A 12,294-nucleotide genomic window follows, 5' to 3' on the forward strand; every position below is an offset into this window, starting at 1 on the left:
ACCGACAGGCGGAGGTCAGAGCTTGTACTCCTTGAGCAGGCCACGGGAGATGATGGTCTTCTGGATCTCGGAGGTGCCCTCGCCGATGAGCAGGAACGGGGCCTCCCGCATCAGCCGCTCGATCTCGTACTCCTTGGAGTAGCCGTAGCCGCCGTGGATGCGGAACGCCTCCTGCACGACCTCGGCGCAGTACTCGGAGGCGAGCAGCTTGGCCATGCCGGCCTCGACGTCGTTGCGTTGGCCAGCGTCCTTGAGTCGGGCGGCGTTGACCATGAGGGCGTGCGCGGCCTCGATCTTGGTGCCCATCTCGGCGAGCTTGAACGCGATGGCCTGGTGCTTGGCGAGTGGCTGGCCGAAGGTCTTGCGCTGCTGGGCGTAGCTGACCGCCAATTCGAAGGCGCGGATGGAGATGCCGCAGGCGCGGGCGGCGACGTTGACGCGGCCCACCTCGATGCCGTCCATCATCTGGTAGAAGCCGCGGCCCACCTTGTCGGCGCCACCGAGGATCGCCGAGTCGGGCACGGTCACCCCGTCGAGCACCATCTCGGTGGTCTCGACCCCCTTGTAGCCCATCTTGTCGATCTTGCCCGGGATGGTCAGCCCGGGTGCGGTCTCGCCGAAGCCCGGCTCCTTCTCCAGCAGGAAGGTGCTCATGTTGCCGTACACCGACTCGGCGCCGGTGTCGGTCTTGACGAGGGTGGCCACCACGGAGGAGTACGCGCCGTTGGTCAGCCACATCTTCTGCCCGTTGAGCACGTAGCGGTCGCCGTCACGGACCGCCCGGGACTTGATCGCAGAGACGTCGGAGCCGGTCTCCGGCTCGGACATCGAGAAGGCGCCGCGCACCTCGCCGGTCGCCATCTTCGGCAGCAGCCGGGCCTTCTGCTCGGCGGAGCCGTGCTGGGAGATCAGGTACGCCACGATGAAGTGCGTGTTGACGATGCCGGAGATCGACATCCAGCCCCGGGAGAGCTGCTCCACGACGAGCGCGTAGGTGAGCAGCGACTCGCCGAGCCCGCCGTACTCCTCGTCGATGGTGAGGCCGAACAGCCCCATCTCGCGCATCCCGTCGAGGATGTCGGTGGGGTACTCGTCGGCGTGCTCCAGCCGCTGGGCGTGCGGGATGATCTCCTTGTCGGCGAACTCCCGGACGGTTTCCAGGATCGACCGCTGCACATCGGTGAGGCCGGGCGTCTGGGCGAGTCGGGCCATCTCAGCCTCCGGGGATCAGCGCACTACTCATGGGTAACTGAACGCTGGGTCAGTATCGGTCTCCAGGGCCGGCGAGGCCAAGGTGACCAGTCCACACAACCGCTGTGAAAAGGTTCACCGCTGCGGGTAGCGTCCGGCAAGAGGGACTTTTCCGGCACCGGCAGGAGGAGGACAGCCGTGAGCTACCCGCCGCCGTCGGGACCGCCGGGGGACGAGCAGCCGCCGTCACCCTATGAGCCGCCCGGAGACCAGTCGCCGTACGCGCCGCCACCGCCGGGCCAGTCGCCGTACGGGCCGCCACCGGACCAGTCCTCGTTCGGGCCGCCGGAGCGCTCACCGTACGGGCCACCGGCCGACGACCCATCGCCGTACGAGCAGCAGGGGCCGCACCAACCGGCGCACTGGGGGCAGCAGCCGCCGTACCCGCCGCAGGGCCCCTACGGCCAGTACGGCCCACCGTCCTCGGGACCGGGTCGGGGCACCAACGTGCTGGCGATCCTGTCGCTGGTGTTCGCGTTCGTGTTCCCCCCGGCCGGCGCCGTTCTCGGTCACGTGGCCAAGCGGCAGATCCGCACCAGCGGTGAGGAGGGCGACCAGCTCGCCACCTGGGGGCTGATCCTCGGCTACGTCTTCACCGGGATCACCGTGCTGGCCTGCTGCGGCTGGCTGGCCCTGCTCATCGTCGGCAACAGCGGCGACAGCGGCAGCTACTGACCGGTCCGAGGTGGACCGGTCAGCGGAACCGGGCCTCGCGGACGCTGTTGCCGCCGTCCACCACCAGCATCTGACCGGTGATGTAGGAGGCGGCCGGCGAGCAGAGGAAGCTGATCGCGGCGGCGACCTCGTCCGGAGTGCCCGGTCGACCGACCGGGGTGCCCAGCCCCTGCTTGATCTCCGCCATGGTGGACGCCGCGGTGTAGATGGTGCCCGGTGCCACCGCGTTGACGGTCACTCCGTCGGCGATCATCTCCATGGCCAACGCCCGGGTCAGCCCGACCACGCCGGCCTTGGCCGCCGCGTACGCGGCCTCCGTGGGCAGGGCGTTGACCGGGCCGGCGGTGGCCGCCAGGTTGACGATCCGCCCCCAGCCCCGCTCGGCCATCCCGCTGATGAACGCGCGGCTGCACAGGAAGGCGGTGGTCAGGTTGCGGTCGATCTCACCCTTCCACTCGTCGTAGCTGAGCTGCGCGACCGGCCGCAGGACCTCCGGGCTGGCCCGGCTGGCGAGGCCGGCGTTGTTGACCAGCACCTCGACGTCGCCCAACTGCTCGGCGACCGCGTCGGCCAGCGCGCCGACCTCGGACTCGTCGGTCAGGTCCGCGACGAAACCGGTCACCCCCAGCTCGGTGGCGCGCTCGTGGATGCGCCGGGTCGTGGAGACGATGGCCACCCGGGCTCCCAGATCGGCGAGCCGGCGGGCCGTGGCGTACCCGATGCCGTCCGCGCTGCCCGCCCCCGTCACCAGGGCGACGCGCCCGTCGAGCCGCATGGTCACCGGGTCGGCGAGCGCCACCGGCTCGTCCGGGCCGGGAGTTCCGGCCGGTGTGGCCGCACGGCCGCGTCGGGCCACGCCCGGGCGGCTGGCGTCCCGTCTCGGTCGACTACCGGAACGGTCCGCGGCGCGCGCCTCGATTGCCATGCCTGGATCCTGCCCGTTGCGACCGGCCCGGGCAACGCGGCACCCGGTAGCGGGGGCATCGGGTTTCGCCTGCCCTGACTACCCTGACGGGCGCACCCGACCTGACGGAGAGTTCGCATGACCAATCCCCCACCGCCCGGCGGCTGGACCGATCCCACGTGGTCGGGCCCGCAGTCGAGCCCACCGGTGGACCCGACCCTGGTGGCCGGGTCGCCGGTACCCACCCAACCCGGGCCGCCCGACCCGTACGCGCCTGTCGACCCGTACGCCGGCGGGCAGTTGCCGCCGGGTCAACCCGTGCCCGGATACGCGCCGCACGGGTATGCGCCGCCCGGGTACGCCGCGCCCGGCTATCCGCCGCAGCACCCCGGCTACGGCTACCCGGCGCCGCCGAAGACCAACGGCATGGCCATCGCGGCGTTCGTGCTGTCCCTGATCGGCATCACGTCCTGCATCACCGCGCCGGTCGGCGCGATCCTCGGCCACGTGGCCCGCAAGCAGATCCGGGCCACCGGCGAGAGCGGCGAGGGCATGGCGAAGGCAGCCATCATCATCGGCTGGATCTTCACCGGACTACTGGTGCTGCTGATCGCCTTCTACGTCGCCGCGATCGTCTTCGCGATCGCGACGGGCGACAGCAGCACCAGCACCAGCAGCTACTGATCGGTGGGCGAGCCGGCGTGGCGCCGGTTGTCGGGGCGGGACGACGGCCGGCGGCGGTCGTCGTCCCGGCCGGCCGCGCTCACTCCGCCGGTGGGGTGAACGACGAGGTACGGGTCATCCCGGCCGCCCGGCCCTTGGCGGCGATCACCAGCGCCATCTTGCGGGACGCCTCGTCGATCATCTCGTCGCCGAGCATCACGGCGCCGAGCCGGCCGCCGGCCTCCGAGGTGTAGTGCTGGTAGGCGTCGAGGATCAGCTCGGCGTGGTCGTAGTCGGCCTGCGCCGGCTGGTAGACCTCGTTGGCGGCGTCGATCTGGCCCGGGTGCAGCACCCACTTGCCGTCGAAGCCCAGCGCCGCCGAACGCTTGGCCACCTCGCGGAAGCCGTCCACGTCCCGGATCTGCAGGAACGGGCCGTCGATGGCCTGCTTGTCGTGCATCCGCGCGGCCATCAGGATCCGCATCAGGATGTAGTGGTACGGGTCGCCCGGGTAGTCCGGGATCAGCGCGCCGACGACCAGCGACCTCATGTTGATCGAGGCCATGAAGTCGGCCGGCCCGAAGATGATGGTCTCCACCCGGGGCGACGCGGCGGCGATCGCGTCCACGTTGACCAGACCGGCGGCGTTCTCGATCTGCGCCTCGATGCCGATGCGGCCGACCTCCAGGCCGAGCGTCTTCTCGATCTGGGTGAGCGTCAGGTCCAGCCACTGCACCTGGGCGGCGGTCTGCACCTTCGGCAGCATGATGCAGTCCAGGTTCGCCCCGGCGCCCTCGACGACCTCGATGACGTCCCGGTAGGTCCACGGGGTGGTCAGGTCGTTGACGCGGACCACCCGGGTCTTGCCGGCCCAGTCACCCTCGTTGAGCGCGGCCACGATGTTCTTGCGCGCGTCCGGCTTGGCCAGCGGGGCGACGGCATCCTCCAGGTCGAGGAAGACCTGGTCGGCCGGGAGCCCCTGCGCCTTGCCGAGCATCTTGACGCTGGAACCCGGTACCGCGAGGCAGGACCGGCGGGGACGACCGACAGCGGCCATGGATGCGCTCCTTCCAGCGTCCGGCGGGCACGCCGACGCCACCTGACGACAGATCCGAGAAACTTAACGATCCCAAAGGGCGTGGTGACGCCACGGTAACCTCGCGCCATGACCGGGGTGAATGGACCTGTGGAAGATGTCACTGGGCGTCGACTCGTGGTGGTGACCGGGGCCAGCTCCGGCATCGGGCTGGCCGCCGCCGTGAACCTGGCCTGCCGTGGTGACCGGGTGGTGCTGGTCGGCCGGGATCCGGCCCGACTGCAGGCTGCGGCGGAACGCGTGCGGGAGAACTCGGGTGAGCGTCCGGAGCTGTTCCGGGCGGACTTCGCGGTGCTCGACGACGTACGCCGGCTCGCCGAACGGCTGCGCGACGCGTACGACCGGATCGACGTGCTGGTCAACAACGCGGGCGCGATCGCGCTGCAACCGCTCACCACCGTCGACGGCTTCGAGCTGTCGATCCAGGCCAACCACCTGGCCCCGTTCCTGCTGACCAACCTGCTCGCCGACCGGGTCGGCCGGATGGTGGTCACGGCCTCCGGCGCGCACCGCAGCGGCATGCTGGACCCGGGCGACCTGAACAAGCCACTGCGCCGCTACCGGCCGATGGTCGCGTACGGCACCAGCAAGCAGGCGAACATCCTGTTCACCGCGGAGGCGGCCCGCCGCTGGCCGGGCGTCCCGGCACACAGTTTCCACCCGGGGGTGGTGCGCACCCGGTTCGCCAACGACAGCCGGCTGGTCGCCCTCGGCATGCGGTTCCTGCCGTTCCGCAGCCCCGAGAAGGGCGCCGAGACCCTGGTGTGGCTCGCCAACCAGGACCCGGTCCGGCTGGTCCAGGGGGGCTACTACGCGGACCGTCGGCTGCGTCGGCCGTACCGGAAGGCCGCCGACCCACAGCTCGCCGCGCGGCTCTGGGCGGCGAGCGCCAAGGCCGTCGGCATCGCCGAATAGCGTGGCCACATGCTGAATCTGGTCGCGGTGGTCGACTATCCCGCCGGAGCCGAGGCTGCCGGGCAGCGGTACGAGGACGAGGTGCTGGCCCTGCTCGGGCGGCACGGTGGCCGGCTGGAGCGCCGGCTGCGCGGCAGCGACGGGCGGGCCGAGGTGCACCTGATCCGGTTCGACGCACGGGCGGGGTACGAATCGTTCCTCGGCGACCCGGAGCGGGTTGCGCTGCGCGCCGCCCTCGGCGAATCCGCCCCGACCACCCGTGTCATCGAGGTGCGCGAGAGCTAGCTGGCTAGCTCGCTCAGTCGGTCAGCGGGGCGGCGTCAGCGGGCAGCGGGGTGGGCGGCGGTGTGGCGCGGCGGCCGGCCCGGGCGCCGCCGAGCACCACCACCGCGACTCCGACCAGCAGCAACGCCAGCCCCAGCAGCGCGTACGGGCGGGGCATCTGACCCAGCCAGGCCCAACCGAGCAGAGCGGCGCCGGGCACCTCCAGCAGGATCAGCACGCTCACGGTTGTCGCCGGGATCCGGTGCAGGGCGTAGTTGAACATCGAGTGGCCGAGCAGTTGGGCGCCGGCCACCAGGGCCAGGATGGCCAGCCAGGTCCGCCCGTCGAAGCCGACGGTCCGGACGCCGCCGAGCAGGCAGATGACCAGCAGGATCAGGGCGCAGATCCCGTAGCAGATGGTGGTGTACGTGGTGGTGCTGATGCTGGCCCGGGCCCGCTCGCCGAAGGCGGTGTAGACGGCGGCGAACAGGCCGCCGGTCACCGCCAGCAGGTCACCGAGGACGGCCCGCCCGGAGATCCCGACGTCCGCGCCGGTGGCGATCGCCGCGCCGACGACCGCCACCGCGATGCCGATCCAGACCACCCGGGGCAGCCGGCGGCCCTGGAAGCGGGCGATCAGCCCCTGCCAGACGGGCTGGGTGGCGACCAGGGCGGTGGCCGTGGCGACCGAGGTGAGCTGCGCGCTCGGCATCCAGGTGGCGAAGTGCGCGGCCAGCGCGACCCCGGAGAGCACGCAGAACAACCCCTCCCGGCGACCCACGCCCACGGTCAGGCGGCGGAACTCGGCGCGGCGCCGGGCCAGCGAGAAGGGTCCCAGGACGACCACCGCGAGCAGGTTGCGCCAGAACGCGATGGCCAGGGCGGGAGCGGCGGCGTAGGCGATCAACGGCGCGGACGACGACACGGCGACCACGGCCAGGCCGACAGCGCCGGTGGTCAGCGGATCCAAAGGCGGGCGGGGTGAAGGAGAGGGCACGGGAAGCAATCCTCACACGGCCGCGAAGCACACGGACCGTCAGCACTCCGTTACGATCACGCGGGTCCGCGCCGGCGACCCTCGACCGCCCGGAGGCGCTCCCCCATGCCCAGCTACCAGGCGGTGCTGTTCGACTTCTTCGGCACGCTGACCCGTTCGGTGCAGCGTGGTGCCGCGCACCTCGGCACCGCCGAGCTGCTCGGCTGCCCCACCGACACGCTGACCGAGGTGCTGAACCGTACGTACTACGAACGGGCCACCGGCCGGCTCGGCAACGCGGAGGCGACCCTGCGCTGGGTGTGCGCCCAGGCCGGCGTACACCCCAGCGACCACGCGCTGCGCGCGGCCGTGGCGTCCCGGCACCGTGCGGTGCGCGCGGACACCCGGCTGCGGGGCGACGCGGTGCCCGTGCTGGCGGCACTGCGCCAGCGTGGTCTGAGCACCGGTGTGATCAGCGACTGTACGCACGAGCTGCCGGCATTCCTGCCGCAGCTCGCGATCGCTCCACTGCTCGACGTGCGGGTCTTCTCCGTGCAGGTCGGACTGTGCAAACCGGATCCGGCGCTCTATCTGACCGCCTGCCAGCGGCTCGGGCTGGCGCCGGATGACTGCCTGTACGTGGGCGACGGCGGCAGCCAGGAGCTGACCGGCGCCGAGCGGGCCGGGATGACCGCCGTCCGGCTCGCCGCGCCCGACCTCGGCGAGCACATGGTGTTCAACGCCGACCGGGACTGGCGTGGCCCGACGCTCGGCACGCTGCGCGAGGTGCTCGACGTCGTCGACGCCCAGGTCGTCGGCGCCGGGGCCGGCTGAGGTGTCGGGCCGGGCGTCGGGTCAGCGGCGGCGAACCCGGTGCAGGCGGAACGGCTTGCGGGTGGCCCGGACCGCCGGAGTGTCCCGGGGCACCTCGGCCTGCGCGTCGGCCGGCAGGTCGGTGCCGGCCAGCGGGTCGCCCGCCGGCGCGAGCCGGTTCACCGCGCAGCCGTCGGCGGCCCACCGGGCCACCAGGTCGGCGGTCGGGCCGGGCGCGTTGAGCCGCTTGCCCGCGACCAGCGGCGCGGTGGTGTCCCACGCCTCGGTGCCCGGCTGGACCCGGGTCACCCGGGCGGGCCAGGTGACGATCCGGCCGCCGTGGTCGCCGCGCAGCGTGACCTGCGCTTCGGTCGCGTCGGCCAGCCCCGGTGCGGCCTGCTCGCCGGGCCCGCTGACCACGTACAACGCGCCCTCCAACGGAGCGCACCAGAGCGCGAGCGCCGGGCCGCCGGGCACGCTGACCCAGGCCACGGCGGCCTTCTTCATCGCCTCGTCGACCAGTGGCGTGCCACGGGGGGCATCGTCGTCCGTCACACCCGCATTCTCCCGCATGGGCACCTCCGCGCCGGTCAGCCCACGAAGGGTGGCACGGCGATCTCGCCCTTGGCCACCGGCACCACCTGGCCGGCGACGGTCGCGCCGACCGCCACGCCGTTCGCCGCGGTGACCGTGCACGACAGCGCCGACGGACGGTTCATCTCCACCCCCTGGCTCACCGCGTAGCGGGACATCCCCTCCCCGGGCAGCAGGCCGCTGGCCACCAACCAGACGCCGAGGCCGAGCGCCGCCGAGCCGGTCGCCGGGTCCTCCGGGACGCCGAGGCCCGGCACGAAGACCCGGGCGTGCGCGGTTTGCGTGGCGCCGTCCCAGGAGAAGACGCTGACGTGCGCCACCCCGTACCGCTCCGCCGCCGCCGGGTTCACCCGTGCCCGGGCCACCGACTCCGGCCGCACCGGCAGGTACGGGAACTCCAGCCCGCAGCCGGCGACCCGTGGCGCGGGCCCGGCGTAGTCGTCCGCGACCAGCCCCGCGATCTCCAGCAGCGGCTCCGGGTCCAGCTCGGGGCCGAGGGTGGCGGCGCCACCGGTCAGTGTCGCGCCGGACTCGGTCACCTCGATCGGCAGCACCCCGGCACCGCACTCCTGGGTGATCTGCCCCACATCGAACATCCCGCGCCGACGGGCGGTGACCGCCGCGCCGACGCTGGGATGCCCGGCGAACGGCAACTCCTCGACCGGGGTGAAGATCCGGGCCCGGTAGGTGGCGCCGAACTGGGTCGGGGGCAGCACGAACACCGTCTCGGAGAGGTTGAACTCCAGCGCGAGCGCCTGCATCTGCTCGGTGGCCAACGCCTCCGCGCCGAACACCACGGCCAGCGGGTTGCCGGCGAACGGGCGGTCGGTGAAGACGTCCACGATCTCGTAGGCCAAGGTCGACATGTTGATAAACACTAGGCGCTTAGGCTGGTGCCCGTGAGCACGCCGACCCGGGTCTACATCGCCCGCCTCGCCGGAGTCGCCGTCTTCGACCCGAACGGTGACCAGGTGGGCCGGGTTCGCGACGCCGTGGCCCGGCTGCGGGCGACCAAACGTCCCCCGGAGGTCGTGGGCCTCGTCGCCGAGATGCCGATGCGTCGGCGGATCTTCCTGTCCATCAACCGGATCACCTCCATCGACGCGGACGCGGTCGTGCTCGGCTCCGGCACCCTCAACCTGCGGCGCTTCGAGAAGCGCCCGAACGAGCTGTTGGTGCTCCAGGAGCTGCTGGATCGACGGGTGCAGCTCGACCCGGGCGGGCAGCCCGGAGCGGTGGTGGACGTCGCCATGGAGTGCAGCCGCGGCGGTGAGTGGTCACTCACCCGGGTCGCGGTCCGCGAGCAGACCGGCCGGCTCACCCGCCGCGGCCACCTGCACCAGGTGGAGTGGGACCGGGTGCGCGGGCTCAGCGGCATCGCCGACAACCGGGGTACGGCCAACCTGCTGGCCGTCCTGGAGGACATGCGCCCGGCCGACCTGGCCAACGCCCTGCAGGACCTGCCCGACGCGCGGCGCAACGAGGTCGCGGCGGCGCTGGACGACGAGCGCCTCGCCGACGTGCTCAGTGAGCTGCCCGAGCACGACCAGGTGGAGATCCTCGCCGCGCTGGACCGGGAACGGGCCGCCGACGTGCTGGAGGAGATGGACCCGGACGACGCCGCGGACCTGCTCAACGAGCTGCCCCCGCCGGAGCAGGACGTGCTGCTGGACCTGATGGAGCCCGACGAGGCCGACCCGGTGCGCCAACTGCTCAAGTACACGCCCGGCACGGCCGGCAGCGTGATGACCTCGGAGCCGGTCATCCTGCCGCCGGACGCCACGGTCGCCGAGGCGCTGGCCCGGATCCGGGAGCCGCAGCTCTCCCCCGCCGTCGCCGCCCAGGTCTTCGTGACCCGAGCCCCGCAGAACACGCCGACCGGCCGCTACCTGGGCATGGTCCACTTCCAGTCGCTGCTGCGCGAGCCCCCTGCCGACCTGCTGGGGAAGGTGGTGGTCAACGACATCGATCCGCTGCGCCCGACCACCCCGCTGCCGGAGATCACCCGCCGCATGGCCACCTACGACCTGGTCGCCATGCCGGTGATCGACCGGAACAACCGGCTGGTCGGCGCCGTCACGGTGGACGACGTGCTGGACCACTCGCTGCCACGGGACTGGCGGGACCGTGACGCCCTGGGAGCGGCGGGCGCCACCGACCAGGTGTTGGACGGCTCGGATGGCTGATCAGCGGCGGACCGAACGGCTCGACCAGCCACGTGAGCCGCGGGGGATCAAGCTGCCCCGGTTCGACGCGGAGGCGTTCGGCAGGTGGTCCGAGGGCATCGCCCGCGGCATGGGCACCGCGAACTTCATCGTCGTCATGACGGTGGTGATCGCGATCTGGTTCGGGTGGAACACGCTCGCCCCCGCACACCTGCGCTTCGACCCGTACACCTTCACGTTCCTCACCCTGGTGCTGTCGTTGCAGGCCAGCTACGCGGCCCCGTTGATCCTGCTGGCGCAGAACCGGCAGGCGGACCGGGACCGGCTGGCGCTGGAGGAGGACCGGCGGCGGGCCACCGCGCAGAAGGCCGACACCGAGTACCTGGCGCGGGAGATCGCCTCGCTGCGGATCGCGCTGGGCGAGGTCGCCACCCGGGACTTCCTCCGCTCCGAGCTGACCCGGCTGGCCGAGGAGCTGGACGAGGCGGGGCAGCGCCGCCAGCGGTTGGAGCGCCGCCAGCAGGAGAAGGACAGCCGGCAGGAGAGGCGCGGCCAGCGGCCGACCGACGGCGCAGGGCTGGGTGAGCCCCGCGACGACCTGGACGGCGACTTCACCCACGGCTCCCGGCCGGACGGAGTCGCACCCCGCCCGCAGGACGGCTGACCGGGGGGCCGCGTCCGGCCATCGATTCGCTCACACCGTTCCCGGGCAACGGCCGGAGCGGATGCCCCGCGACGTAGCATTGCGGGCATGTCAGCACCCGTCAGCACCGTCGAGGACGCGATCCAGGCCGCCCTGGCCACCGTCAACGACCCGGAGATCCGCCGGCCCATCACCGAGCTGGGCATGGTCCGCTCCGCCACGATCGGTGCCAGCGGCGTCGTACGGGTCGAGCTGCTGCTCACCGTCGCCGGCTGCCCGCTCAAGGACAAGCTGCGCACCGACATCACGGCCGCCGTCGCCGCGGTGCCCGGGGTGACCGGGGTGGAGATCGACTTTGGTGTGATGAGCCCGGAGCAGCGGCAGTCGTTGCAGTCGCAGCTGCGCGGCGGGGGCGCCAGCGAGGAGCCGGTCATCCCGTTCGCCCAGCCCGGCTCGCGGACCCGCGTGTACGCGGTGGCCAGCGGCAAGGGCGGCGTCGGCAAGTCCAGCGTGACGGTCAACCTGGCGGCGGCACTGGCCGCCCGCGGGCTCTCCGTGGGCGTGGTCGACGCGGACATCTACGGCCACTCGGTGCCCCGGATGCTCGGCGCGGACGGCCGGCCGACCCGGGTCGAAGACATGATCATGCCGCCGCAGGCGCACGGCGTGAAGGTGATCTCCATCGGCATGTTCACCTCGGGCAACGCCGCCGTGGTGTGGCGCGGCCCGATGCTGCACCGGGCGTTGCAGCAGTTCCTGGCCGACGTCTACTGGGGCGACCTGGACGTGCTCCTGCTCGACCTGCCCCCGGGCACCGGCGATGTGGCCATCTCGCTGGCCCAGTTGCTGCCCAACTCGGAGATCCTGGTGGTCACCACCCCGCAGGCCGCCGCCGCCGAGGTGGCGGAGCGGGCCGGTGCGATCGCCCTGCAGACCCACCAGCGGGTGGTCGGCGTCATCGAGAACATGTCCTGGCTGGAGTTGCCGGACGGCTCCCGCATGGAGATCTTCGGTGCGGGCGGCGGCGCGACGGTCGCCGAGTCGCTGAGCCGGACCATCGGCGCACAGGTGCCGCTGCTGGGGCAGATCCCGCTGGACACCCGCGTCCGGGAGGCCGGCGACGCCGGCAACCCGATCGTGCTGGCCGAGCCGGAGTCGCCGGCTGCGCAGGCGCTCGGCAAGATCGCCGACCGGCTGGCGCTGCGTCGTGAGTCGCTGCTCGGCAAGCCGCTCGGCCTCAAGCCCGCCGGACGCTGAGCACCCGTTCCACCGTTCGCCCGCCGGCCCCTGGGTCGGCGGGCTACGTGCCGGTCAGGTGACGGGCGGGTTCCGACG

The 12,294-nt window shown here is 72.5% G+C and carries 14 protein-coding genes; 8 read left to right on the forward strand and 6 right to left on the reverse strand.

What is annotated here, in order from left to right:
- Positions 1-15 precede the first annotated feature (15 nt).
- Positions 16-1,212: an acyl-CoA dehydrogenase family protein gene (locus tag M8C17_RS08960; protein ID WP_089017864.1), complete on the reverse strand. Its 1,197-nt coding sequence runs from the start codon at positions 1,210-1,212 to the stop codon at positions 16-18.
- A 177-nt stretch (positions 1,213-1,389) separates the two neighbouring features.
- Here M8C17_RS08960 and M8C17_RS08965 point away from each other — a divergent pair, with 177 nt between their 5' ends.
- On the forward strand, positions 1,390-1,926 hold the full coding sequence (locus M8C17_RS08965; RefSeq protein WP_252415937.1) for a DUF4190 domain-containing protein: 537 nt from the start codon (positions 1,390-1,392) through the stop codon (positions 1,924-1,926).
- 19 nt (positions 1,927-1,945) lie between these two features.
- On the opposite strand, the gene M8C17_RS08970 is transcribed toward M8C17_RS08965, so the two are convergent.
- The gene (locus M8C17_RS08970; RefSeq protein ID WP_252416329.1) at positions 1,946-2,782 is read right to left on the reverse strand and encodes an SDR family NAD(P)-dependent oxidoreductase; all 837 of its coding nucleotides are present in this window, start codon (positions 2,780-2,782) and stop codon (positions 1,946-1,948) included.
- A 186-nt stretch (positions 2,783-2,968) separates the two neighbouring features.
- Here M8C17_RS08970 and M8C17_RS08975 point away from each other — a divergent pair, with 186 nt between their 5' ends.
- Positions 2,969-3,514: a DUF4190 domain-containing protein gene (locus tag M8C17_RS08975; RefSeq protein ID WP_252415938.1), complete on the forward strand. Its 546-nt coding sequence runs from the start codon at positions 2,969-2,971 to the stop codon at positions 3,512-3,514.
- Between the two features lie 79 nt (positions 3,515-3,593).
- Here the strand turns inward: M8C17_RS08975 and M8C17_RS08980 are convergent, their stop codons facing one another.
- Positions 3,594-4,550, reverse strand: coding sequence for a CoA ester lyase (locus tag M8C17_RS08980; RefSeq protein WP_252415939.1), 957 nt, complete (start codon positions 4,548-4,550; stop codon positions 3,594-3,596).
- A 129-nt stretch (positions 4,551-4,679) separates the two neighbouring features.
- Here M8C17_RS08980 and M8C17_RS08985 point away from each other — a divergent pair, with 129 nt between their 5' ends.
- Entirely contained in the window at positions 4,680-5,504 is an 825-nt protein-coding gene (locus tag M8C17_RS08985) for an SDR family NAD(P)-dependent oxidoreductase (protein WP_252416330.1), read from the forward strand.
- Between the two features lie 9 nt (positions 5,505-5,513).
- A complete protein-coding gene (locus M8C17_RS08990) occupies positions 5,514-5,789 on the forward strand; it encodes a hypothetical protein (protein ID WP_252415940.1) in 276 nt (91 codons plus the stop codon).
- A 13-nt stretch (positions 5,790-5,802) separates the two neighbouring features.
- Here M8C17_RS08990 and M8C17_RS08995 read toward each other — a convergent pair whose 3' ends face one another.
- A complete protein-coding gene (locus tag M8C17_RS08995) occupies positions 5,803-6,765 on the reverse strand; it encodes a DMT family transporter (protein ID WP_252415941.1) in 963 nt (320 codons plus the stop codon).
- 105 nt (positions 6,766-6,870) lie between these two features.
- On the opposite strand from M8C17_RS08995, the gene M8C17_RS09000 reads away from it, so the two are divergent.
- The gene (locus tag M8C17_RS09000) at positions 6,871-7,578 is read left to right on the forward strand and encodes an HAD family hydrolase (RefSeq protein WP_252415942.1); all 708 of its coding nucleotides are present in this window, start codon (positions 6,871-6,873) and stop codon (positions 7,576-7,578) included.
- 21 nt (positions 7,579-7,599) lie between these two features.
- Here M8C17_RS09000 and M8C17_RS09005 read toward each other — a convergent pair whose 3' ends face one another.
- Positions 7,600-8,130: a hypothetical protein gene (locus M8C17_RS09005; protein ID WP_252415943.1), complete on the reverse strand. Its 531-nt coding sequence runs from the start codon at positions 8,128-8,130 to the stop codon at positions 7,600-7,602.
- Between the two features lie 17 nt (positions 8,131-8,147).
- Positions 8,148-9,017 (reverse strand): PhzF family phenazine biosynthesis protein, encoded by an 870-nt coding sequence (locus tag M8C17_RS09010; RefSeq protein WP_252415944.1) that lies wholly within the window; start codon positions 9,015-9,017, stop codon positions 8,148-8,150.
- Between the two features lie 33 nt (positions 9,018-9,050).
- On the opposite strand from M8C17_RS09010, the gene M8C17_RS09015 reads away from it, so the two are divergent.
- From M8C17_RS09015 to M8C17_RS09025, 3 genes are all read left to right on the forward strand, one after another.
- On the forward strand, positions 9,051-10,337 hold the full coding sequence (locus tag M8C17_RS09015) for a magnesium transporter MgtE N-terminal domain-containing protein (RefSeq protein ID WP_252415945.1): 1,287 nt from the start codon (positions 9,051-9,053) through the stop codon (positions 10,335-10,337).
- Positions 10,330-10,980, forward strand: coding sequence for a DUF1003 domain-containing protein (locus tag M8C17_RS09020; RefSeq protein WP_252415946.1), 651 nt, complete (start codon positions 10,330-10,332; stop codon positions 10,978-10,980). Before M8C17_RS09015 ends, M8C17_RS09020 begins: the two co-directional genes overlap by 8 nt.
- A gap of 87 nt (positions 10,981-11,067) precedes the next feature.
- Positions 11,068-12,216: an Mrp/NBP35 family ATP-binding protein gene (locus tag M8C17_RS09025; RefSeq protein WP_252415947.1), complete on the forward strand. Its 1,149-nt coding sequence runs from the start codon at positions 11,068-11,070 to the stop codon at positions 12,214-12,216.
- The last annotated feature ends 78 nt before the right edge of the window (positions 12,217-12,294 follow it).

The sequence above is a fragment of the Micromonospora sp. RHAY321 genome (genome assembly GCF_023896955.1).
In the GTDB taxonomy this organism is placed as follows: domain Bacteria; phylum Actinomycetota; class Actinomycetes; order Mycobacteriales; family Micromonosporaceae; genus Micromonospora.

What these genes read in the sequence shown, in the direction of transcription:
- M8C17_RS08960 (WP_089017864.1), bottom strand. Translation starts at nt 1,212, where the DNA reads ATGGCCCGACTCGCCCAGACGCCCGGCCTCACCGATGTGCAGCGGTCG.
- M8C17_RS08975 (WP_252415938.1), top strand. Translation starts at nt 2,969, where the DNA reads ATGACCAATCCCCCACCGCCCGGCGGCTGGACCGATCCCACGTGGTCG.
- M8C17_RS08980 (WP_252415939.1), bottom strand. Translation starts at nt 4,550, where the DNA reads ATGGCCGCTGTCGGTCGTCCCCGCCGGTCCTGCCTCGCGGTACCGGGT.
- M8C17_RS08990 (WP_252415940.1), top strand. Translation starts at nt 5,514, where the DNA reads ATGCTGAATCTGGTCGCGGTGGTCGACTATCCCGCCGGAGCCGAGGCT.
- M8C17_RS09000 (WP_252415942.1), top strand. Translation starts at nt 6,871, where the DNA reads ATGCCCAGCTACCAGGCGGTGCTGTTCGACTTCTTCGGCACGCTGACC.
- M8C17_RS09005 (WP_252415943.1), bottom strand. Translation starts at nt 8,130, where the DNA reads ATGCGGGAGAATGCGGGTGTGACGGACGACGATGCCCCCCGTGGCACG.
- M8C17_RS09010 (WP_252415944.1), bottom strand. Translation starts at nt 9,017, where the DNA reads ATGTCGACCTTGGCCTACGAGATCGTGGACGTCTTCACCGACCGCCCG.
- M8C17_RS09020 (WP_252415946.1), top strand. Translation starts at nt 10,330, where the DNA reads ATGGCTGATCAGCGGCGGACCGAACGGCTCGACCAGCCACGTGAGCCG.
- M8C17_RS09025 (WP_252415947.1), top strand. Translation starts at nt 11,068, where the DNA reads ATGTCAGCACCCGTCAGCACCGTCGAGGACGCGATCCAGGCCGCCCTG.